Source organism: Kribbella sp. NPDC055110, from assembly GCF_053607525.1.
In genome coordinates this window covers 640,929-661,126 of sequence record NZ_JBSGTS010000001.1, presented here as the reverse complement: position 1 = coordinate 661,126, position 20,198 = coordinate 640,929, and the positions used below count along the sequence as shown (strand labels likewise).

General features: G+C 67.0%; 22 protein-coding genes. 9 read left to right on the top strand and 13 right to left on the bottom strand.

Going from position 1 to position 20,198, the window contains the following annotated elements; genetic code table 11:
* Positions 1 to 2: 2 nt before the first annotated feature.
* Both ACWF0M_RS02905 and ACWF0M_RS02900 read right to left on the bottom strand, forming a co-directional pair.
* The gene (locus ACWF0M_RS02905) at positions 3 to 1,742 is read right to left on the bottom strand and encodes an ABC transporter ATP-binding protein (RefSeq protein ID WP_452233890.1); all 1,740 of its coding nucleotides are present in this window, start codon (positions 1,740 to 1,742) and stop codon (positions 3 to 5) included.
* The gene (locus tag ACWF0M_RS02900; protein WP_452233889.1) at positions 1,739 to 3,538 is read right to left on the bottom strand and encodes an ABC transporter ATP-binding protein; all 1,800 of its coding nucleotides are present in this window, start codon (positions 3,536 to 3,538) and stop codon (positions 1,739 to 1,741) included. The genes ACWF0M_RS02905 and ACWF0M_RS02900 overlap by 4 nt, the downstream gene beginning before the upstream one ends.
* A 189-nt stretch (positions 3,539 to 3,727) precedes the next feature.
* Here ACWF0M_RS02900 and ACWF0M_RS02895 point away from each other — a divergent pair, with 189 nt between their 5' ends.
* A complete protein-coding gene (locus tag ACWF0M_RS02895; protein WP_452233888.1) occupies positions 3,728 to 4,507 on the top strand; it encodes a class I SAM-dependent methyltransferase in 780 nt (259 codons plus the stop codon).
* Here ACWF0M_RS02895 and ACWF0M_RS02890 read toward each other — a convergent pair.
* Both ACWF0M_RS02890 and ACWF0M_RS02885 read right to left on the bottom strand, forming a co-directional pair.
* The gene (locus ACWF0M_RS02890; protein ID WP_452233887.1) at positions 4,492 to 5,394 is read right to left on the bottom strand and encodes a phosphotransferase family protein; all 903 of its coding nucleotides are present in this window, start codon (positions 5,392 to 5,394) and stop codon (positions 4,492 to 4,494) included. The genes ACWF0M_RS02895 and ACWF0M_RS02890 overlap by 16 nt on opposite strands.
* Positions 5,395 to 5,568: 174 nt before the next feature.
* Positions 5,569 to 5,964, bottom strand: coding sequence for a nuclear transport factor 2 family protein (locus ACWF0M_RS02885; protein WP_452233886.1), 396 nt, complete (start codon positions 5,962 to 5,964; stop codon positions 5,569 to 5,571).
* 100 nt (positions 5,965 to 6,064) lie between these two features.
* On the opposite strand from ACWF0M_RS02885, the gene ACWF0M_RS02880 reads away from it, so the two are divergent.
* From ACWF0M_RS02880 to ACWF0M_RS02870, 3 genes are all read left to right on the top strand, one after another.
* Entirely contained in the window at positions 6,065 to 7,195 is a 1,131-nt protein-coding gene (locus ACWF0M_RS02880) for a helix-turn-helix transcriptional regulator (protein ID WP_452233885.1), read from the top strand.
* A gap of 277 nt (positions 7,196 to 7,472) precedes the next feature.
* A complete protein-coding gene (locus tag ACWF0M_RS02875) occupies positions 7,473 to 8,288 on the top strand; it encodes an LLM class flavin-dependent oxidoreductase (protein WP_452233884.1) in 816 nt (271 codons plus the stop codon).
* A 59-nt stretch (positions 8,289 to 8,347) separates the two neighbouring features.
* Positions 8,348 to 8,749 carry an NUDIX hydrolase gene (locus tag ACWF0M_RS02870; RefSeq protein ID WP_452233883.1) on the top strand — a complete coding sequence of 134 codons (402 nt, stop codon included), beginning with the start codon at positions 8,348 to 8,350 and terminating at the stop codon, positions 8,747 to 8,749.
* Between the two features lie 29 nt (positions 8,750 to 8,778).
* On the opposite strand, the gene ACWF0M_RS02865 is transcribed toward ACWF0M_RS02870, so the two are convergent.
* Entirely contained in the window at positions 8,779 to 9,768 is a 990-nt protein-coding gene (locus ACWF0M_RS02865; protein ID WP_452233882.1) for a GlxA family transcriptional regulator, read from the bottom strand.
* A gap of 62 nt (positions 9,769 to 9,830) precedes the next feature.
* On the opposite strand from ACWF0M_RS02865, the gene ACWF0M_RS02860 reads away from it, so the two are divergent.
* A complete protein-coding gene (locus tag ACWF0M_RS02860) occupies positions 9,831 to 9,998 on the top strand; it encodes a hypothetical protein (protein WP_452233881.1) in 168 nt (55 codons plus the stop codon).
* On the opposite strand, the gene ACWF0M_RS02855 is transcribed toward ACWF0M_RS02860, so the two are convergent.
* Positions 9,977 to 10,528, bottom strand: coding sequence for a dihydrofolate reductase family protein (locus tag ACWF0M_RS02855; RefSeq protein ID WP_452233880.1), 552 nt, complete (start codon positions 10,526 to 10,528; stop codon positions 9,977 to 9,979). The two genes, ACWF0M_RS02860 and ACWF0M_RS02855, sit on opposite strands and share 22 nt — an antisense overlap.
* Positions 10,521 to 11,270 carry a maleate cis-trans isomerase family protein gene (locus ACWF0M_RS02850; protein ID WP_452233879.1) on the bottom strand — a complete coding sequence of 250 codons (750 nt, stop codon included), beginning with the start codon at positions 11,268 to 11,270 and terminating at the stop codon, positions 10,521 to 10,523. The genes ACWF0M_RS02855 and ACWF0M_RS02850 overlap by 8 nt, the downstream gene beginning before the upstream one ends.
* Positions 11,271 to 11,342: 72 nt before the next feature.
* Between ACWF0M_RS02850 and ACWF0M_RS02845 the strand changes: the two genes are divergently transcribed.
* The gene (locus ACWF0M_RS02845) at positions 11,343 to 12,251 is read left to right on the top strand and encodes a LysR family transcriptional regulator (protein ID WP_452233878.1); all 909 of its coding nucleotides are present in this window, start codon (positions 11,343 to 11,345) and stop codon (positions 12,249 to 12,251) included.
* Between the two features lie 41 nt (positions 12,252 to 12,292).
* Here the strand turns inward: ACWF0M_RS02845 and ACWF0M_RS02840 are convergent, their stop codons facing one another.
* The gene (locus ACWF0M_RS02840; RefSeq protein ID WP_452233877.1) at positions 12,293 to 12,865 is read right to left on the bottom strand and encodes a TetR/AcrR family transcriptional regulator; all 573 of its coding nucleotides are present in this window, start codon (positions 12,863 to 12,865) and stop codon (positions 12,293 to 12,295) included.
* A 131-nt stretch (positions 12,866 to 12,996) separates the two neighbouring features.
* On the opposite strand from ACWF0M_RS02840, the gene ACWF0M_RS02835 reads away from it, so the two are divergent.
* From ACWF0M_RS02835 to ACWF0M_RS02825, 3 genes are read left to right on the top strand one after another with little or no spacing between them, the layout of a single operon-like run.
* Positions 12,997 to 13,572 (top strand): hypothetical protein, encoded by a 576-nt coding sequence (locus tag ACWF0M_RS02835; RefSeq protein WP_452233876.1) that lies wholly within the window; start codon positions 12,997 to 12,999, stop codon positions 13,570 to 13,572.
* 1 nt (position 13,573) lies between these two features.
* Positions 13,574 to 15,022, top strand: coding sequence for a dihydrolipoyl dehydrogenase family protein (locus ACWF0M_RS02830; protein ID WP_452233875.1), 1,449 nt, complete (start codon positions 13,574 to 13,576; stop codon positions 15,020 to 15,022).
* A 12-nt stretch (positions 15,023 to 15,034) separates the two neighbouring features.
* A complete protein-coding gene (locus tag ACWF0M_RS02825) occupies positions 15,035 to 15,487 on the top strand; it encodes a GNAT family N-acetyltransferase (RefSeq protein WP_452233874.1) in 453 nt (150 codons plus the stop codon).
* Positions 15,488 to 15,592: 105 nt separating this feature from the next.
* Here the strand turns inward: ACWF0M_RS02825 and ACWF0M_RS02820 are convergent, their stop codons facing one another.
* The 5 genes from ACWF0M_RS02820 to ACWF0M_RS02800 all read right to left on the bottom strand — a co-directional run bounded on the left by ACWF0M_RS02820 (position 15,593) and on the right by ACWF0M_RS02800 (position 20,158).
* On the bottom strand, positions 15,593 to 16,222 hold the full coding sequence (locus ACWF0M_RS02820) for an HAD family hydrolase (protein WP_452233873.1): 630 nt from the start codon (positions 16,220 to 16,222) through the stop codon (positions 15,593 to 15,595).
* 126 nt (positions 16,223 to 16,348) lie between these two features.
* On the bottom strand, positions 16,349 to 16,693 hold the full coding sequence (locus ACWF0M_RS02815) for a VOC family protein (protein ID WP_452233872.1): 345 nt from the start codon (positions 16,691 to 16,693) through the stop codon (positions 16,349 to 16,351).
* A gap of 217 nt (positions 16,694 to 16,910) precedes the next feature.
* On the bottom strand, positions 16,911 to 19,271 hold the full coding sequence (locus ACWF0M_RS02810) for an ATP-binding cassette domain-containing protein (RefSeq protein ID WP_452233871.1): 2,361 nt from the start codon (positions 19,269 to 19,271) through the stop codon (positions 16,911 to 16,913).
* 22 nt (positions 19,272 to 19,293) lie between these two features.
* The gene (locus ACWF0M_RS02805) at positions 19,294 to 19,704 is read right to left on the bottom strand and encodes a VOC family protein (RefSeq protein WP_452233870.1); all 411 of its coding nucleotides are present in this window, start codon (positions 19,702 to 19,704) and stop codon (positions 19,294 to 19,296) included.
* 10 nt (positions 19,705 to 19,714) lie between these two features.
* On the bottom strand, positions 19,715 to 20,158 hold the full coding sequence (locus ACWF0M_RS02800; protein ID WP_452233869.1) for a helix-turn-helix transcriptional regulator: 444 nt from the start codon (positions 20,156 to 20,158) through the stop codon (positions 19,715 to 19,717).
* Between the last annotated feature and the right edge of the window lie 40 nt (positions 20,159 to 20,198).

Below are 20,198 nucleotides of genomic sequence, written 5' to 3'. Positions count from 1 at the left end.
GGCTATGGGGTCTCGGTTTGCCAGGTCTGCCAGAGACGCCCGTAGACGCCTCCCGCGCTGACGAGTTCGTCGTGGGTGCCGAGTTCGACGAGTTCGCCGGCTTCCATGACCGCGATCCGGTCGGCGTCGTGCGCTGTCTGCAGGCGATGGGCGATCGCAATGACGGTACGACCCTCGAGTACGCCGGCCAACGACTGCTCGGTTTGCCGCGCGGTCTTCGGGTCGAGGAGCGCGGTGGCTTCGTCCAGGATGAGCGTGTGCGGATCGGCCAGGACGACTCGTGCCAGCGAGAGCTGCTGGGCGGCGGCGTCGTCAAGTTCGGCCTCAGTGTCCAACCCGTGCGGCAGGTCCTCCGACCACGCGGCTCCGACCGCAGCGAGCGCGGCGCGCAACTCGTCGTCCGTCGCGGCCGGTTTCGCGATCAGCAGGTTGTCGCGCACGGTGTCGTGGAAGACGTGATGATCTTGGGTGATCAGTACGACGTGTTCGCGGAGTTGGTCGGGCGGCAGGTCCGCAACCGGCGTACCGCCAATCGTCACCGACCCGGTGTGCGGACGGTCGAGACCGGCGAGCAGCCGCGCGAGAGTCGACTTCCCAGCTCCCGACGTACCGACGATGGCCAGGCGTTCACCGGGCTGCACCACGAGGTCGATTCCGTGCAGTACGTCGCGAGCGCCCGTGTAGCTGTAGTGCGCGTTGTCGACCCGGATCCGGTCGCCGTCGGCGTACTGCACCGCGGCCGGCTCGGACTCCGCCGTCGGGACATCCGCCAGGCCTTCGACGCGGGCGTACGACGCGCCTGCGCCTTGTAGTTGCTCGATCCACAGCATCAACGTGTCGAGTGGGCCGACCAACTGGCGAAGGTACACCGTCGCAGTCACCACGACCCCGAGGCTGACCAGATCGTTGGCGTACAGGGCGCCGCCGATCAGCAGAACTCCCACCACCGGGAGCGCCAGCGACACCTCTGCCCACGGAAACAGAACCGTCCGCAACCACAGCGCGTTCAGACGCGCGGACCGAGCTCGCGAGACGGCGGTCTCTGTGACCTCGGACCGGCGGCGTTCCAGTCCGAGAAGTTCGACCGTACGGGCGCCTTTCGCCGTGCTGACGACGACGTCGGCCAGGTCCGCTGCGGTTGCCGCAACCGTCAGGTAGGCGAGCCGCGCGCGACGTACGTACCAGCGCACCGCCGCTCCCACGCCGAGGAATGCTACAAGTCCGCACAGCCCGAGCCGCAGATCTAGGACGAGCACAGCGACGATGAGGAAGAGAGCGTGGACGATCGCCACGAGAACCTCAGGCACGGCCGATCGCAAGGTGAAGGCGACCACGGAGGCATCCGTGCTTCCGCGAGCGATCAGGTCGCCGGTCGGAAGCTGGTCGGCGACGCGTGGAGGCAGCGCCAGAGTTCGCGTCAGGAATCGTTCCCGAACACGGGCCGCAGTACGCTCGCCGAACCGGTACCCGATCTTGAGCGCCCACCACGCCAGCACCGTCTGCACGACGGTGAACAGCAGCGCGCCGAACGCGAGGCGGTCGACCTTGCTGAGCACGTCACCGGAGCCCGATTGGATCGTGTCGATGATGCGGCCGAGCAACCAGGGACCGATCAAACCTGCCGCGGAGGCAAGGCCGTTGACCAGGACGAGCCCAACTACGGTACGTCGTTCCGCGCGGAGGTCACGTAGCGCCGCGGCGCGGACTTCGGCGGGGCCGGCGACCGGCAGTTGGGTGTTCATCGGCCGTCCTGGGCACGCGACACGAGGTCGCAATAGTACGAATCGGTGCGCAGAAGTTCCGCGTGTGTCCCGACAGCGGACGCCTTGCCGTCGACCAGTACGACGACCTCGTCGGCGCGGTCCAGCACGAGTGGCGACGACGTCGTGATCACCGTCGTCGTGTCGCGCCGCGCATCGCGGATCCTGTCGATCATGGCCGCTTCGGTGTTCGCGTCGACCGCGGAGGTCGGTTCGATGGCGAGCAGGACGTCGGGTGCGGCGTAGACACCGCGCGCGAGCCGGATCCGCTGCCGTTGCCCACCGGACAGATCACTCCCGCCGGCGGCGACCGTCGCGTCCAGACCCCCGGGCAGCGCCTCCACGATGTCCTCGGCCACGGCGACTCGGACGGCCGCGCGTATCCGGTTGTCGTCTGGCTCGAGACGGCCCGCGACAACGTCCCGAACCGTGCCGGCGAACACCTCGGCATCGTTGTCGGCGACAACCAACCGGCGCCGGAAGTCCTCGCGAGCGACGTCATCGATCGGCACGCCTGCCCAGGTCGCACTTCTGTTGGCCCCGGTGTTCAGCTGGCCCAGCCGCTCGATCACCGTCCTCGTCTCCGAGGGCCGGGCCGCGACCAGGGCCGTCAACAGGCCGGGGCGAACGATCACGCCCGAGTCAGGATCGGCCAACGGTCCGCAGCCGCTCGGGGCGATCCGGTCGTGGCGACGGGCGAGCGCCGACCGCCCCGCTCCCGATCGTGTCACCCGCGGTGGCAGGTTGAGGAGGTCGATGATTCGTTGCCCGGCCACGCGAGCGCGGGCGATGTCGCCACCGCCCTCGATGAACGCGGACACGGGAACAACAAGCACGGCGACGTACCCGTAGACCGCGACGACATCACCGATCGTGATGGATCCGGTGGCAGCCATCCGTGCCGACAACCACACGACTGCGGCCAGGAACAGCGCAGGCAAACCGGTCGACAACGCGCCGACCCAGCTCGCGGGTCCGGCGACGCGGTAGCCGTGTCCGACCAGCCCCTGCGACTGCTGGTCGTACCGCTCGGCGACGAACGCCTTCCCACCAAGGCCGTTGAGCACACGAAGCCCGGCCAGCACGTCGACAAGGCGGGTCGTCAACCGTCCCTGGTGCACGCGGTACTCGCCGCCGGTACGCTCGATGCGCTGCAGGAACGGTCCGACTGCGACAGCAAGCAGCGGTACGCCGGCGAGCACCACCGCGGCGAGGAGCGGCGAAGTCGTGAACAGTACGACGGCAACTGCGGCGTACGCGACAACTGCACCGACGCCAGGACCGGCGACGGTGAGCGCCATCGCGACTGTGTACACGTCGGCGATGCCGACCGTCACAACCTCTCCCGTGCTGACGCGCCCGGGCAAGGAGGCACCCAGGCGGGAGGTGTGTTCGACCGTGGCTCGGACGGCGCGGAACGATGCGTCCATGCGGACCTTGGTCATCGTTCGGTGCCGGGCGATACCTAGCAGTGCGTTCAGGACAGTGACGGCCAGTAGTACGAGTGCCCACCTGATCAGGGCATCTGTGTTGCCGGCCACCAGTCCCTTATCCACCGCGCGGGACAGAACCCAGGGCGGCACGGCCAGGCCAAGCATCCAGCAGGTGCCGAGCACTCCGCCCAGCGCGATCCGTCGTGATTGCGACCGCGCGAGCCAGAAGAGGAAGCGGAACGGTCCGGCCAGATCGTTGGCGGTTGCCGGGTTCCCCGTCTCGCTCGTCCGGTCCAGCCATTCGCGGACGCGCGCCGTACGTCGCCGTCCGCCGTCGCGCGTCATCGCATCACCCTACAGGGCTTTGTGATCACCTTCACAAGGAGGCTTTGCGGACGAGCACGTGGTACGACGATTGGTACGACGATTGTTCGAGGTCGTGCAATCTGTCGCCGCCGTGACCGCGGGGGAGTAGGGCACCTGCCCGAGAAATGGTGATGCGGCGCTTGGTCGTTTGCGAATACGGTCAGCGTTGTGTCTGATTCCGAGGTTGTTGGCCAGAATCGCGAGTACTGGGAACGGCTCGCGCCGCACCGTCACGGTGAACCGGTCGAGTTCTTCCTGGAGGACGGCAGCGCGCTGACGGACGACGAGCTTGCCGCTGTCGGAGATGTGCAGGGCCGCCGCGTCTTGCAGCTGGCGTGTTCGGTCGGCGATGAGGCGTTGACGTTCGCGCAACGCGGCGCAGATGTCACCGCTGTGGATATTGCGCCGTCGCACCTTGCCACCGGCCGAGCGAAGGCTGAAAAGCTGGGCCTCGACGTCACGTTCGTCCTGCAGGACATGATGACGCTGGATTCGGCGATCACCGGTTTCGACGTGATCTACATTTCGTGGGGCGGCCTGTGTTGGGTGCCCGACCTCACCAAGTGGACGCGATTGGTTGCCGATCGACTGAACCCGGGCGGTGTCCTGGTGATCAGCGAACACCACCCGCTGTGGGAGATCCTGACGGTACGCGGAGACAATACGTTGTCCGTCAGCGGCGACTATTTCGGTGTCGCCCGCGACGGCTACGCCGACCCGCTGAAAGCTCCCGAAATCACCCGAACGATCGGTACGCCGGATATTCCGCACCGCAGTTTCGTTTGGAGCATCGGCAGCGTCGTCACCGCAGTCCTCACCGCCGGACTGACCCTGCGTTCTCTCCAGGAAGCTCCCGTACAAGAAATGTATCCGGGCCTGGGGGAGCAGGCGATGAGCATTCCTGCCACATACCTTCTGACCGCGAGTGTTGGTCAACGGGTGGAATAGCGGGCAATCACGTCCAAGCAGCGCCGGAATTGCACCGGCGAAGCAGGGTTCTTCCAGCCGAGCTTTTCGAGCGCCCAGTCGATGGCGAAGGCCGGTGTCCAGCCGGCCTCAGCCGATTCGGGATCGGCGATCCGCGCGTACCCACGACGTACCAGATCTAGTCGGTCGTTGAGCGGCTCGGCGGCATCGACTTCCCATTGGGCGAAGTCGTACGCCGGCGACGTACGGCCGGCGAACTCCCAGTCGATGATGCCGGCGACCGTCCCGTCATGGATCAGGAGGTTCTTCGGGCAGAAGTCGCCGTGGACGAGCGACTCCGGGGGAGTCGCGCGGGTTTGGAGCTCCTGGCGCAGGAAGTCCGCGCCGCGCTCGACGACCGCGGCCGCCGCCGGGCTGATCGTGTCCCTGACAATGCTTGCGACCCGGTTGACTTCGTGTTCTTCGGGCAACTGCAGTTCGTGCTGCAAGCCTCGCCGGTCGTCCGGGGTCACGCTGTGCACCCGGGCCAAGATCTCACCGGCCTCCATGACCAGCTGCTCGAGCTCAGCGGCAGACAGTTCGCCGATGACGTCTTCGAGTGAACGGCCCGGCAGGAACTGCTGGATCGAGAAGGACAGCAGTTCGCCGTCGTGATCCACGTGCTCGACGCCGAGCACCTCTGCTGTCGGTACGCCGACGGCACGCGCCTGCTCCATGAGGTACGCCTCGTCGACGAACCACGGCGTACCCTGACGCGCGATCCGGACAACCACAGCAGCATCACCGGCAAGCTCAACGCGGTACGTCTCATTCATCCCACCACCGGCAAGAGGAACAAGACATTCAACGTCGCGACCACAGACCGACCGCACCACCGAGTCAATGATCGACCGAGGCGTTGTCACCATCACCCAAGTCTCACCCACCGATCCGCTAGCGGCACCTGCATTTCCAGCCAGCGCCGGACACCCACATCCTGGGCACAAGAGAGGCACTAGTTGACATAATGTCCCTTATCGGCGGTTAATCCACGGGAGTTGCACGCTGTCCATCGCCGCTGAACCTCGCAGGCGTGCGTTGAGCTAAGCGAAGAAGTTGTCGAAGGCTTCCTGGTCCTCGGGCCGGAACCAGACTTCACTCAGTTGCCCGTCCCGCACGCGAGCGACGACGAACTGCAGTCCCTCGTAAGACCGGCCGCCGCGTCGCATCCGCTGAATCATCACCCCCGCTGCGTGATCGTCACTGCCGAGGTCGTCCAGTACGACGATCTCGGGCGGCGCGTCGAGCAGCGAGAGTTCGTGCTGGAACGCGGCGGCTACTCCTTCCCGGCCGACGTGGTCGCCGGCCACCGGGTTGCGACCGGGGACGTGCATCACGACGTCTTCGGTGTGCAGGGCAAGGAATTCGGGGAAATCGCCCGCGAGCAGCGCCTCGTCGACCTTGCGCATCAGCAGCGCGTTCGGGTGTTGCATCTCCATCGCCTCCAAAGCTTTTCGACTTGAACCGAGGCTACGAATCGCCCCTGGGGCACTGAAATCCCCAGTTTTGGGGATGGCCGGTAGGACTTATCCTGACGAGATGGGGATGGAGGTGCTGGAGAGTCGCGCGTGGAACATCGCCCATGCCGGGCATGGTCTCGACACGACCTTCCGGCGGTTCGACGAGTTGCTGCGCCCGCACGTGCCGTACGCGATCGCGTCGTGGTCGACCCATGACCCGGCTACGGCTCTGTTCACCTCGTGCACGATGACCGGTGTCGAGAAGAACCCCGAAGGCGAGGCGGCGCTGTTCCGCTGCGAGTTCACCGCGGGTGAGCCGGCGAGTTACCGGTCCCTGATCGGGGGTCATGCGTCGGCGGCGATCCTGAGCGATGTGACGGACGGTGAACTCGACCGCGCGTCTCGCTACCGCACGATCTTCGGGCCGGTCGGGTTCACGGATGAACTGCGTGCTGTGCTCTGGTCCAGTGGTACGGCGTGGGGCAGTGCGACGCTGTTGCGGTTCGGTGGCCGGTTCAGCGATCGGGATGTCGAAGCGGTCAGCACGATCGCCCGGCACGCCGCCGATGGGATCCGGCTTGCGCTGCTGCGCGGTGCAGCGATACGACCTGAGGCGGTGACCGAGCCGCCCGGCATCTTCACGGTGGACCCGGCTGGACGTGTCACCGCCGTGACCTTGCCTGCGGAGCACTGGCTCGGCACCGGCAAGGCCGAGCTCGTCACAGCGGTCATGGCCGCTGCTGCCGCTATCAGGAACCAGCCGGACTGGGCCGGCGCACGCAGCCGACTCATGCTCAGAGACGGCGTAGTCCTAACGATCCACGCGGCCGCTGTGAGCCAACGCGACAACGCGACCGCTGTGGGCCGCGGCGACGACCCGGTTGACGTGAGCCAGGGAGACGAGTCCGTTGCTGTGATTGTGGAACGGTCACGGCCGGCTGAGGTCAGCGCGATGCTCGTCGACGCCTATGGGCTCACGGCGCGGCAGCGCGATGTCCTCGGGCAGATCCTGCTTGGCCGCTCGATGACGCAGTTGGCGCACTCGCTCGGGATCTCAGAGCACACCGCCCAGGATCACCGCAAAGCGATCTACCAACGCGTGGGCGTCGCCAGCAGGTCCGAGCTCGCGGCGCTGCTGCAGTTCGAGCAGTACGACCCCAGGGTGTGGTCCGACGTACCGCCAAGTCCGTATGGCGGGTTCCTCGAGTAGAACCACCCGAGCTGCCCGGGCACGCCGCGATCAGGGCGCGGGCGGCTACTCCCGGCTCATCAATTCCCGTTCCTGCCAGTTGAAGAACGGGAGTGGATGGGCTCGTTCGGGGGGTGCGCCGACGTGGCGGGGGCGGTGAACAGGCTATTCCCCCTCCACCCACACCACTTCCTGTGCAATGCCCGCCTCGAAAAGATGGGGTTGTCGGATTCTGGGGGGCGGGTTCGTGGAGAGGGCAAGCGGACCGGAGAAGGTCCCAGACTCGAGGAGATCCATGATGAATCAGGGCAAGCGAGTAACCAGGCCGTTCCGATTCGGGGTTGTTGCGCCGATTCGTACTGACCTGCCGACGTGGCGGGACCGTGTGCGGCGGATCGCCGACAGCGGTTATTCGACGTTGTTGATGCCCGACGTTCCTACGTGGCAGCCGGCACTTGGTCCCACGCTGGCGACCGTGGCCGCGCTGACTGACCTGCGGGTTGGCTCGTGGGTCTATGCCGCCGCGCTGCGCGAACCGTGGAGCACGGCATGGGAGGCTCACTCACTGTCAGTACTCACGGAAGGCCGCTTCGAAATGGGTATTGGCGCCGGCCGGCCCGGGATCGAGGTCGAGTTGGGGCTGCCTGCCGTCTCCCCCGCTGAGCGTCGCGCCAGGATGCGCGAGACCGTGGCCGCCCTGCGTACGTTTGACGGTCCCGATCTGCACACGCCGGTTGTCATGGCGGTGAGCGGACCGAAGTCGCAGGCGCTGGCGCTCGAAGTTGCGGACGCGGTCACGTTCGTACTCTCACCGGAAGACGATCGGGCCGAAACCACGAGGCGGGTCAGCGACTTTGCGGGCGGCCGGGACATCGAACTCGTCCAGCACGTTTCCGCTGTCGGCGACGGTGTCGCTGCGTTCATGGCGCCGCCCACCCTCGACACCGCGGCGCTTCGCGCGGCCGACTCGCTCCTGATCCTTCCGAGTGACCCCGCGGCTGCCGCCGAAGAAATCCAACGACGCCGCGAGGAGATCGGCTTCTCCAATTTCGTCATCGGCGCCGACTTCGCCGACACCCTCGCGCCGGTCGTGGCCAAGCTCGCCGGACGGTAGGCGCCGTACGGCGCGGGCTCAACGCGGCATGCGAGTGCGTTCGCGCTTAGGGTGCCACCATGGTCGCCCAGATTCCGATCTCGGTCGCTGCACTTGTGCGCGACGGTCTTGTGCTCCTCGTGCATCGGCACCCGTCGCGTCGGTGGTACCCGGACTGCTGGGACCTCGTCGGCGGGCATGTCGAGGCGGGCGAGTTGCCTCACCAAGCCGTCAGCCGGGAATGCCTCGAAGAACTCGGCGTACACGTCCACGACCCAGTACCGATCCTGCTGACGATCAGTGACCCCACCCTCGACATGCACGGATTCCTCGTCACGCGCTGGCATGGGGAACCGGTCAACGCCGCACCGGACGAGCACGACGATCTCCGCTGGTTCCGGCCCAGCGATCTCACAGACCTGAAACTGGGCCCGATCAGCCTGCCGAGCATCCTGAACGCCCTGCAGATGGCAACCGATTAAGGCAGCGCCTCCGTGTAGAGATCGACTTCTCAAGGCTCGGCGCGGGCTCGGAACGTACGGCGGTACGCCATCGGCGAGGTTCTGATGTGTTTGGCGAAGTGCTGGCGCATCGCGATCGACGTACCGAAGCCGCATTGGCGGGAGATTTCCTCGACGGACAGGTCGGTGGTTTCCAGCAGTTCCTGTGCGTGGTGCACTCGTTGCCGCAGCAACCATTGCAGCGGTGTAGTGCCGGTCTGTTCGCGGAATCTCCGGTTGAGCGTGCGCGGGCTCGTTCCGGCGTACGACGCGATGTCCGGCAACGTCACCTGCTCCCCCAGTTGTTCTCGTAGCCACCGCATGGTCGGCTCGAGTGATCCGTGGTCATCACCGGGGTCCGGGTGTGCGATGTACGGCGCTTGACCGCCGTCGCGTTGTGGTGGCACGACCATGTGCCTCGCGACATCGGCGGCGACCGCGGATCCGAAGTCCTGGCGGATCATGTGCAGGCACATGTCGATGCCACTGGCCGCGCCGGCTGATGTGAGTACGTCGCCGTGGTCGATGTAGAGCACGTCGGTGTCAACCACCACCTGCGGATACCGCTCCGCAAGCAGGTCCGCGCGTGACCAGTGCGTCGCCACCCGCCGGCCGTCCAGCAACCCGGACGCCGCCATCACACGAGCACCGCCGGCGCTGATCGAGGCGATCCGGATGCCACGACGGTGTGCCTCTCGCAGCAGATCGAGCGCTTCGGCCAGCGGCTCCCGGCCGGCGGGTACGCCGATGACGACGATGGTGTCGGCGTGGATCGCGTCGGCCAACGGGTACGGCGGGGTGAGCCGGTACATCTCGACTCCCCCGACGCCGGCGACCAACAAGTCCCGTCCATCGCCACAGACCCGCACGTCGTAGAGCCGCGGACCGAACATCTCCCCCGGCTCCTTCTGCACCGAGTGCGCCGTACTGAACACCTGGAGCGGCATCGCCAGGTCGAAACTGTGGATCCCGTCGACGACGAGAACTGCCACCGGATGCATGGCGACAATCTATCGGAGATAGGCATTCTTGCCACTGTCTCCGGGCGTCGATCCCTCCGACGATGAACTACATGCTGCTCGCGATCCTCATCACGGCCGGATCCCTCGGTCTGCTCGTTGCGATGGGCCGACTCACCAACGACCTCCTCGGCAACCAGGCCGACCGCTGGGCAAAGTCCCTCGCGAACGACCGCGATGTGGCCGGGCCTCAGAGGCGTTGCGGGCGATAGATGTGTACGACGATGCCGCTGGGGAACGGCGTTGCCTCGACCAGATCCAGGTGTCGCGACTCCGGCAACTGGTCGAAGAGAGCCTGCCCTTGGCCCAGGACCATCGGCTGGATCAGGAGCCGGTACTCGTCGATCAGGTCCGCCGCGGCCAGCGCCCCGGCGAGGCCGGCTCCGCCCCAGACGATGACGTCAGCGCCGGGTTCGGCCTTGATGGCGGCGATCTCGGGCGCGAGGTCTCCGCGGGCGACGCGGGTCACCGGCCACGTGGCCTCGGCGTCGCTGAGCGTCTTGGAGAACACGACCTTGGGGATGTCGTTCATCGGCGCGGCGTACGCGTCGTCGGACTGCTGCCAGAACGGCGCCATCTCCTGGTACGAGACGCGACCCATCAGGTGGGCGCCGGCCTTACTGATCTGTTCGAGCTTCCACTGCTTCACGTCAGGGTCGGCGATCGCGACGCCAGGGTGCTCGCGGTCGCTGGCGACGTACCCGTCCAGCGACATGGACATGTACAGCACGACGTTACGCATGACTACCTCTCGTTCCTTGAATGGTTTCGTTGAGCAGCCTGCCGAACCCGCCGACGGCGACCGATGCCCCAGCACTGTCGAGGACGGATCTGAGCAGGACCTGGTTGGCCTCCAGAACGACACGTCCGATGCTGTTCTCCAACGCCTGGACGGCTCGAGCCGCCCGGAAGCCGTTGCCGCCGATGACCACGGCCTCGGCACGCGGGCTGACCTGGTTGGAGATCCAGTCGACGACTGAGGCCGGCTCGATCCGGTCGGGGTCGTTCGGAAGGTCCGCAATCAGAGCCTCGACGACCTCGAAGCCCTGACTGCGGAAGTACTCGGTGCCGAGCTCGTTGAGTTCGGACCCGAACCAGGGCGGGTGAATGAGACTGACACGCTGGACGTCGTACGCCGTCAATGCCGTCACCGTCGACCCGGAGGTAGCGAACGCGGGCAGGCTCCACCGCTCACCGAGCCGCTGCACCAGCGCCGATTCTGCGTCGTACCCGATGGCGTAGCCCGAGCTCGTCGATGCGAGGACCAGTACGTCGAGTGCGGCAATTGGCAGCCGCGATACCGCCTCATCGAGGACGGCCGGGGCGGTCCGCGCTGCCAAGTCGGCCAAGGACGTCGGCGGTTCACCCGTCCTCGAGACGTGGACGCTGACGTGCGTCGCAGCCATGCACCGCATCTCGGCGCGCGTACCCTCCGCGGCGTGCGGGGTGAGCACACCCACCGTGATGACGTTGCCGGGCTTCATAGCTCCGAGCCTCGCAGCGTGAGCCGGCAGCATCAACGACGATCTGCTCCACGCAACGTGTAGCGTCGATTCATGATGCCGGAGGTCGAGCTGCGTGAAGTGCGCCTGTTTCTGGTACTTGCTGAGGAGTTGCACTTCGGACGCACCGCCGAGCGGCTCGGCCTGACGACCTCGCGGGTTTCCCAGACCCTGCAGGCCCTTGAGCGCAAGCTCGGCGGTTCCCCGCTGTTCCGCCGTACCAGTCGCGTCGTCGAGCTCACCGAGGCCGGACGCGAGTTGTACGGCGAGCTGGATCCGGCGGTTGCCGGCCTGGACCGGGTGCTGCGCAAAGCCCGAGCTCGCGGCCGAGGACCGGGCGTGGTGCGGGTCGGTCTGCTGAATGCCGTTTCCGGGGTGGACGTCTTGAGCCGAGCGATCGAACGGTACGAGGCGGTCTACGCGGGCGCCAAGGTGCAGCTGACCACCACGCCGTTCGATGACCGCCTCGGTCCGCTGCGTCGGCGCGAGGTCGACCTCGTTGTCACGCGACTCCCCCTCGACCAACCCGACATCGCCGTCGGTCCGGTGCTGAGCACCGCAGACGAGCGCGTCGTCATGGTCGGCAGAACCCACCCGCTCGCCGGCCGCAGCGACCTGTCCACTGAGGATCTCATCGGTCATGACGTCCGGCGACCCCACGGCGTACCCCTCGAACTGGTCGAGGCGACCTGTCCGGCAAGAGCACCATCAGGCCGACGCATCCGGTTCGTCGACGCGCCTGTCGACGACAACGCCGAACTCCTCTACCTCCTGGCGCGGGGTCAACTCATCCATCCGACCGTCGCGCCGTTCGCACAGCATTTCCAGCACCCCGACGTGGTCACCATCCCGCTCCGCGACCTGCCGCCGTCCGCCTGCGCGTTGGCAGGGCTGAGGGACGACGCCGCCCGGGCCCGCGACGCGTTCAGCAGAGTCGTCGAAGTGGTCCTCGAGGCGACCTGACTCAACCGATGCCACAGCCGTCGACGTACGACGGCTACCCATCAGAGGACGGGCTGCTCGCGGCTGCGGTAGGTGAGGAGGCCTTCTACTCCGCGGAGGAAGGTTTCGCAGACGGGCTTCGGGTCGGTGAGGCAGCCGGCGGCCATGGCGCCGTCGCGGAGCATGACGAAGTGCCGGGCTGCGGGTTCGGGGTCGATCTTCGCGAGGTCGGTGAAGAGTTCGGTCATCGTGGACAGGAACCACTCGCGGTGCTTGACGACCGCCTGGTGGACGGCGAACGCCGGGTCCGGGTACTCCGCAGCGGCGTTGAGGAAGGCGCACCCGCGGAAGCCGGGGCTCTGGATGTCGTCGGCGATCGACCGGCTGACGGCTCGAATGATGTCGTCCGGGCTCGCGTCCTGCGCCCGTGCGGCGGTCACCTGCGCGCGGATCGCCTCGTCGGCCTCCGTCAGATACGCGACGATCAGGTCGTCCTTGCTCGGGAAATGCCGGTACAGCGTTGCGCGTGTCACCTGCGCCTCGGCGATGACGCGGTCGACGCCCACAGCGCGAATGCCTTCGACGTAGAACAGCCCCGTCGCCGTGTTGAGCAGTCGCCTCCGTGCTTCCGACATACCGCCTCCCCTTCTCGTGACCTGCTGACTCGAGGCTAGCAGATAGAACGATCGGTCTTGACAACGGGAGACAGCGTGCGGCAGGCTCCAGGTGTACCGATCGTTCTATCTACTTCGATGAGAGGCAACTGGTGTCCAGTTCATATGCAGCCGCCACCGGCACGGTGAGCGCCGCCGACAGTACGAAGACGCTGCGCACCCTGTACTACGTCCGCTTCGGGTTCGCGATCGTCTGGGCCGTCCTGACGATGGCGATCGCCAAGAAGATCAATCCGGGAGCAACCGCTCTCCTGGTGATCTATCCGCTGTTCGATGTCGCGGCGGCGGTGGTCGACTTCCGTTCCTCGGGTACGTCGCGACCGAAGGCGCCGCTCTACGTCAACATGGCGTTGAGCCTGCTCTCCGCAATCGGCTTGGGTATCGCGGCCGCGTCCGGGATCCCGAGCGTGCTGCGGGTGTGGGGTGCGTGGGCGATCACCGCGGGCATCGTCCAGCTGATCGTCGCGATCCTGCGCTATCGGCTCGGTGGTCAGTGGGCGATGATTCTCAGCGGCGGCATCTCGGTCCTCGCCGGCAGCAGCTTCATCGTGATGGCCGGTGGGCCGAAGCCTTCGCTCACGAGCATCGCCGGGTACGCGATCCTGGGCGGCATCTTCTTCCTGATCTCCGCGATCCGCCTCCAGCGCCTCGCCGCGAAGGCGAACTGACATGACGGAGACGCTCTTCGACGTCGTGATCATCGGCGCCGGACCGGTCGGTGAGAACGTCGCCGACCGCGTGGTGCAAGGCGGCCTGACCGCGGCGATCGTCGAACACGAACTAATCGGCGGCGAGTGCTCGTACTGGGCCTGCATGCCGACCAAGGCCCTGCTCCGCGACGCCGCAGCAGTACGCGCCGCTCGCGCACTCCCAGCCGCCGGCCAGACCGTCAACGGCAACCTGGACCCGGCTGCGGTGCTCGCTCGGCGCGACCGATTCGCCTCCAACTGGAGCGATTCCGGCCAGGTCGAGTGGCTGAACCACGCCGGGATCAACCTGGTCCGCGGACACGGCCGCATCACCGGGACCCGTACCGTCACCGTCACCAGAACCGACGGTACGACGACCACCGTGCAAGCACGCCACGCGGTCGTGATCGCCACCGGCAGCAGCGCTTACATCCCACCGGTCCGCGGGCTGGCGGACGTGGCACCGTGGACGAGCCGCGAGGCAGCCGCCGTGCAGAACATGCCGGCGAGGTTGGCCATCATCGGCGGCGGGGTCGTCGGCTCGGAGATGGCCACTGCATTCGCTGCTCTCGGCTCGCAGGTGACGCTCGTTTCGCAGAGCCGACTGCTGCCTGGGGTAGAGCCGTTCGCCAGTGAGCATGTGGCGGCCGCTCTGCGTACGGCGGGTGTGTCGCTTCATCTGAACGTCGAGGTTGCTGAGGCTCGTCGGGACTCCGGCGAGGTGTATCTGACCCTCTCCGACGGCGCGACGGTCGAAGCTGATGAGGTTCTCGTCGCGACCGGACGGACGCCCAACACGAAGGACCTCGGCTTGGATCATGTCGGCCTCACGCCGGGAGACTGGCTGCGTGTCGACGACACACTCGCTGTTGTCGACGATGCCGGCGTACCCGTCGGTGATGGTTGGCTGTACGCCGCTGGCGACGTGAACAAACGTGTTCTCCTGACTCATCACGGCAAGTACCAAGGTCGGGCGCTGGGCGACGCGATCGCCGTACGAGCTCGTGGCGAGGAGCCCGACCTGAGTCCGTGGGGACGCCACGCGGTCACGGCCGACGAACGCGCCGCCACCCAGGTGATGTTCACCGATCCCGAGGTCGCCGCTGTCGGACTGACCGCCGAAGCCGCCGCCGGCAAGAACATCCGGATCGTCGACTACGACCTCGGAGCAGTGTCGGGTGCCGCGCTGCACGCCGACGGGTACCGCGGACAGGCGCGGATGATTGTCGATGCCGACCGCAACGTTCTGATCGGATTCACGGTCGTCGGTCCCGATGTCGCCGAACTGCTGCATGCGCCGACCATCGCGATCGCCGGTGAAGTTCCGCTGCATCGCCTCTGGCACGCGGTCCCGGCGTACCCGACCATCAGCGAGATCTGGCTCCGCCTGCTCGAAACCGACCGCCCGCGGTGGGATCCGGTGGCATGACAGACTCGGGGCGTGCGGATCAGTCAGGCTGATGCAGATGATGTTGCGGGACTCGCGCGGTTGCTGTGGATGGACACCAATGACGAGGATCTGGTGGGGCGGTCGGTCGACGCATTCGCAGTGGAGCTCGGGCAGTGGTGGGCGGCTCGTGAGGACCTGCACGTGGCGTACGTCGCGCGACTCGATGGGCCGGAGCTCGTCGGCATGGCGTGGGTTGCGCTCGTTCCGCGCGTCCCGAGACCTGGGGCGGCGAGGCGGATGTCCGGAGACATTCAGAGCGTCTTCGTCACGCCGGACGCGCGAGGTCGAGGCATCGGGTCGGCGCTCGTGAAGGCTGCTTCGGAGCACGCGATGACCGCCGGCGCGCTGCACGTAACAGTCCACTCCGGCCGCAAGGCAGTCCCGGTGTACGAACGCCTCGGCTTCGAGTCGTCCCGCCAACTCCTCCAACGCCACCGCGACTAGGCCCACATCCCACCTTTCCGGAACATTTTCGCCACCTGGCGCCAAAAAAGTTCCGGAAAGCGTGGAGAAGTCGTTGGTGCGGGTGGAAGGTCGTCGTCGAGTGACCTAGGCGGCCGTGACGCCGTGGTTGGTGAGGAGGGTGTGGAGGGTGGGGTGGCCTTGGGTGAAGGTCCACTGTTCGGCTTGGAGGCCGGCGGTGCGGGCTCCGGTGATGTTCTTGGGGGTGTCGTCGATGAAGAGGATCGACGACGCGTCGGCGCCGATGCGGTCCGCGGCGCGGGTGAAGAAGGCTGGGTCGGGTTTCGCGACGCCGAGGTCGTACGAGTAGCAGCTGACGTCGAACAGGTCGTCGTACCCGAGGACCTCGCGCATGTGCGCGCCGCGGTAGCACTCCTGGTTGGTGCCGAGGTGTACGCCGTACCCGTTCCGCTTCAGGGTCCGCACGATGTCGAGTGACTCCTCGATCAGCACGATGTTCTTCCACACCGCGTCGTACACCTCGGTCGCCGGTGTGCGCACGCCGTACCTCTCCAGCGACGCCGCGAGCAGGGGCAGGTAGTCGCCACGCCCGGCGAGCATCGGCAGCTCGTCGGACCAGGTCTCGTGGAGGAAGTCCTTGGCCCGGTCGCCGAGGTACGGCTCCATGGCGGCGTACCAACCACCAGGAAGATCCTGTAGTACGCCGTCAGCGTCGAACAGCACGTGCCGGATCGGGTCGCCCATGGACCAGATCATGCCCTGGCTGCTCGTCCACGCCCACCGGGATTTCCTCGACGCCGGTGGGCTCCTCGGTCTTCTGGGGCACGCCGAACCCTGTGCCGAACACTGCCGCGCGGTACTCCTCCGGGACGCGGCACATGATCAGGACGGGTCCTGGAGGATGCCGAGGACGTTGCCGTCGGGATCGGTGAGGGTGGCGACGAGCCGCCCGCCGCCGACGTCCTTCGGTGCGGCCTTGAGGACGCCGCCGGCCTCGGTGACCTCCTTGATCTTGGCCTCGATGTCGGCCACGTGCCAGTAGGCGATCGGGGAGGTCATGTCGCTGTTCGGGACCAGTCCGATCTGCTGGCCTTCGGCCTCGAACCCGACGTAGTACGGGGAGTCGGCCATCGGTTCGACACCGAGCAGAGCGGCGTACACCGGCTTGGCCTTCTCGAGGTCGGTCACGGGGTGCAGGATCGTGTTGACGCCTTGCGTGCCAGTCATTTCGTCTCCAATTTCCGGGGCGACTGCCCCTGACGTTCTGTGACTCTCACGCTATTCCGGACCCACCAAGGGGTGCTTCTCGATTCCTGATCAGTTGCGGCAGCGTTCGCCGCTGCGCAGGTTTCCGGTCCGTAGCGTGACGCTGGCGTACCTGCGGCACGCGCTGGGGATCGACGACACCGCCTGGAAGCGCGCGGACGTCGAGTCCAAGTAGCGGTCAGGCGACGTACTCTGCGAGGTGTTTGCCGGTCAGCGTCTTCGGCTTCTTGATGAGCTCGGCCGGGGTGCCTTCGAAGACCACCTTGCCGCCGTCGTGGCCGGCGCCGGGGCCGAGGTCGATGATCCAGTCGGCGTGGGCCATCACGGCTTGGTGGTGCTCGATGACGATGACCGACTTGCCGGAATCGACCAGGCGATCGAGCAGACCGAGGAGCTGTTCGACGTCGGCCAGGTGCAGGCCGGTGGTCGGCTCGTCGAGGACGAGGATGCCGCCCTTCTCCCCCATGTGCGTCGCCAGCTTCAACCGCTGCCGCTCACCGCCGGACAGGGTCGTCAACGGCTGCCCGAGCGACAGGTACCCGAGCCCGACATCGGCGAGCCGCTCCAGGATCTTCTCCGCGGCCGGCGTCCGTGCGTCACCCTCGGCGAAGTACGTCAGCGCCTCCGACACCGGCATCGCGAGCACCTCGGCGATGTTCTTCCCGCCGAACGTGTACTCCAGCACAGCCGCCTGGAAGCGACGACCTTCACACTCCTCGCACGGCGCCTCGACGGTCGCCATCACACCGAGCTCGGTGTAGATCACGCCCGCGCCCTTGCACGCCGGGCAGGCACCCTCGGAGTTCGCGCTGAACAGCGCCGGCTTCACGCCGTTCTCCTTCGCGAACGCCTTCCGGATCGGATCCAGCAGCCCCGTGTACGTCGCCGGATTGCTCCGCCGCGACCCACGAATCGCGCCCTGGTCGATCGCCACAACGCCCTCGCGATCGGCGATCGACCCGTGGATCAGCGAACTCTTCCCGGACCCGGCGACCCCGGTCACGACCACCAGAACACCGAGCGGTACGTCGACATCCACGTCCTGCAGGTTGTTCGTCGAGGCGCCGCGGACCTCCAGCGCGCCCGAGCCGGAGCGCACCGACGACTTGACCGAGGCCTTGTCGTCCAGGTGCCGCCCGGTCAGCGTCCCGCTGGTACGCAGCTTGTCGAGCGTGCCCTCGAACACCACCTCGCCACCACCGGATCCCGCGCCGGGACCGAGATCGATCACGTGGTCGGCGATCGCGATCGTCTCCGGTTTGTGCTCCACGACGAGGACGGTGTTGCCCTTGTCCCGCAGCTGCAGCAGCAACTCGTTCATCCGCTGGATGTCGTGCGGGTGCAGACCGATGGTCGGCTCGTCGAACACGTACGTCACGTCGGTCAGCGACGACCCGAGGTGGCGGATCATCTTCGTCCGCTGCGCCTCGCCGCCGGACAGCGTGCCGGCCGGCCGCTCCAGCGACAGGTAGCCGAGCCCGATGTCGACGAACGAGTCGAGCGCGGCGCCCAGCGCCTTCACCAGCGGCGCGACCGACGGCTCCTTCAGCTCGCGGATCCACGCGGCCAGGTCGGTGATCTGCATCGCGCACAGGTCCGCGATGTTCTTGCCCTTGATCTTCGACGCCCGCGCCTCGGCGCTGAGCCGGGTCCCGTGGCAGTCCGGGCAGATCGTGAACGTCACGGCCCGCTCGACGAACGCCCGGATGTGCGGCTGCATCGCGTCCACTTCCTTGGACAGGAACGACCGCTGGATCGCCGGGATGATGCCGGTGTAGGTGAGGTTGATGCCCTCGACCTTGATCTTGGTCGCTTCCCGATGCAGCAGGTCGTGCAGTTCCTTCTTGGTGTACTTCTTGATCGGCTTGTCCGGGTTGAAGTACCCGGAGCCGCGGAAGATCCGCCCGTACCAGCCGTCCATGCTGTAGCCGGGGATCGTCAGCGCGCCCTCGTTCAGCGACTTGTTCTCGTCGTACAGCGCGGTCAGGTCGAAGTCCGTCACCGAGCCCATGCCCTCGCAGCGCGGGCACATGCCGCCGGCGTACACGGCCTCGCGGACGACCTTCGTCTCGCCGGCGCCCTTGTCGGTCTTCAGCGATCCGGTCGCGGTCCGCTTCGGGACGTTGAACGAGTACGCCGTCGGCGGGCCGGCGTGCGGTTTCGCGATCCGGCTGAACAGGATCCGGAGCATCGCGTTCGCGTCGGTCGCCGTACCGACCGTGGAGCGCGGGTTCGCGCCCATCCGCTCCTGGTCGACGATGATCGCGGTGGTCAGGCCGTCGAGTACGTCGACCTCCGGGCGGGCCTGGTTCGGCATGAAGCCCTGGACGAACGCGCTGTACGTCTCGTTGATCAGGCGCTGCGACTCCGCCGCGATCGTGCCGAACACGAGCGAGCTCTTGCCCGACCCGGACACCCCGGTGAACGCGGTCAGCCGGCGCTTCGGGATCTCGACGCTGACGTCCTTGAGGTTGTTCACCCGAGCGCCGGTGACCCGGATCAGGTCGTGGCTGTCGGCAACGTGTTCTTCGCGGCTCATGTGTATGTTCCCCACAGTCGTTTCAGGAGGCCTGGTTGATCCGGATGTGGTTACCGGCCGGGTCCCGGAACGCGCAGTCGCGGACGCCGTACGGCTGGTCGACCGGTTCCTGGATGACCTCGGCGTCGGTGGCCTGCAGCCGCTCGAACAGGCCGTCGAGGTCGTCGGTGCGCAGCACCACGGTGGCGTACGTGCCCTTCGCCATCATCTCGCCGATGGTCCGGCGCTCGTCCTCGGTGATCCCGGGGTCGGCGAACGGCGGGCAGAGCACGATCCCGGTGTCCGGCTGACCGGGCGGACCGACGGTGATCCAGCGCATGCCGCCGTACCCGACGTCGGTGCGGACCTCGAAGCCGAGGATGTCGCGGTAGAACTTCAGCGACTCCTCGGGGTCGGTGTGCGGCAGGAAGCTGGCGAGGATCTTGATCTCCATGGGCGCCAACCTAGCTGCCGGACGTCGGAGATGCTTCTCGATTCCTGATCGGTCGCGTCACCTGTTTCGCCACACACGACGGGATGCCGAGCGTGGCGTCGCCGGCGTTCTCCTTGTAGACGCTCGGCGGCATCCCGACCAGCTCGGCGAACCGGGTGCTGAACGTGCCGAGCGACTGGCAGCCGACCGCGAAGCAGACGTCGGTGACGCTCATCCCGCCGCGCCGCAGCAGCATCATCGCCCGCTCGATCCGCCGGGTCATAAGATACCCGTACGGCGACTCTCCGTAAGCACGCTTGAACTCGCGGCTCAGGTGCCCCGACGACATGTGCGCGCCGCGGGCGAGCGCCTCGACGTCCAGCGGCTGCGCGTACTCCCGATCGATCCGGTCCTTCACACGCCGCAGTCGCGCCAGGTCGGCCAGGCGCTGCTCATCCGTCGTACCGGTGCTCACCGTGAAATCGTGCCATGACAGCCAAGGGAAGTCATAGTTC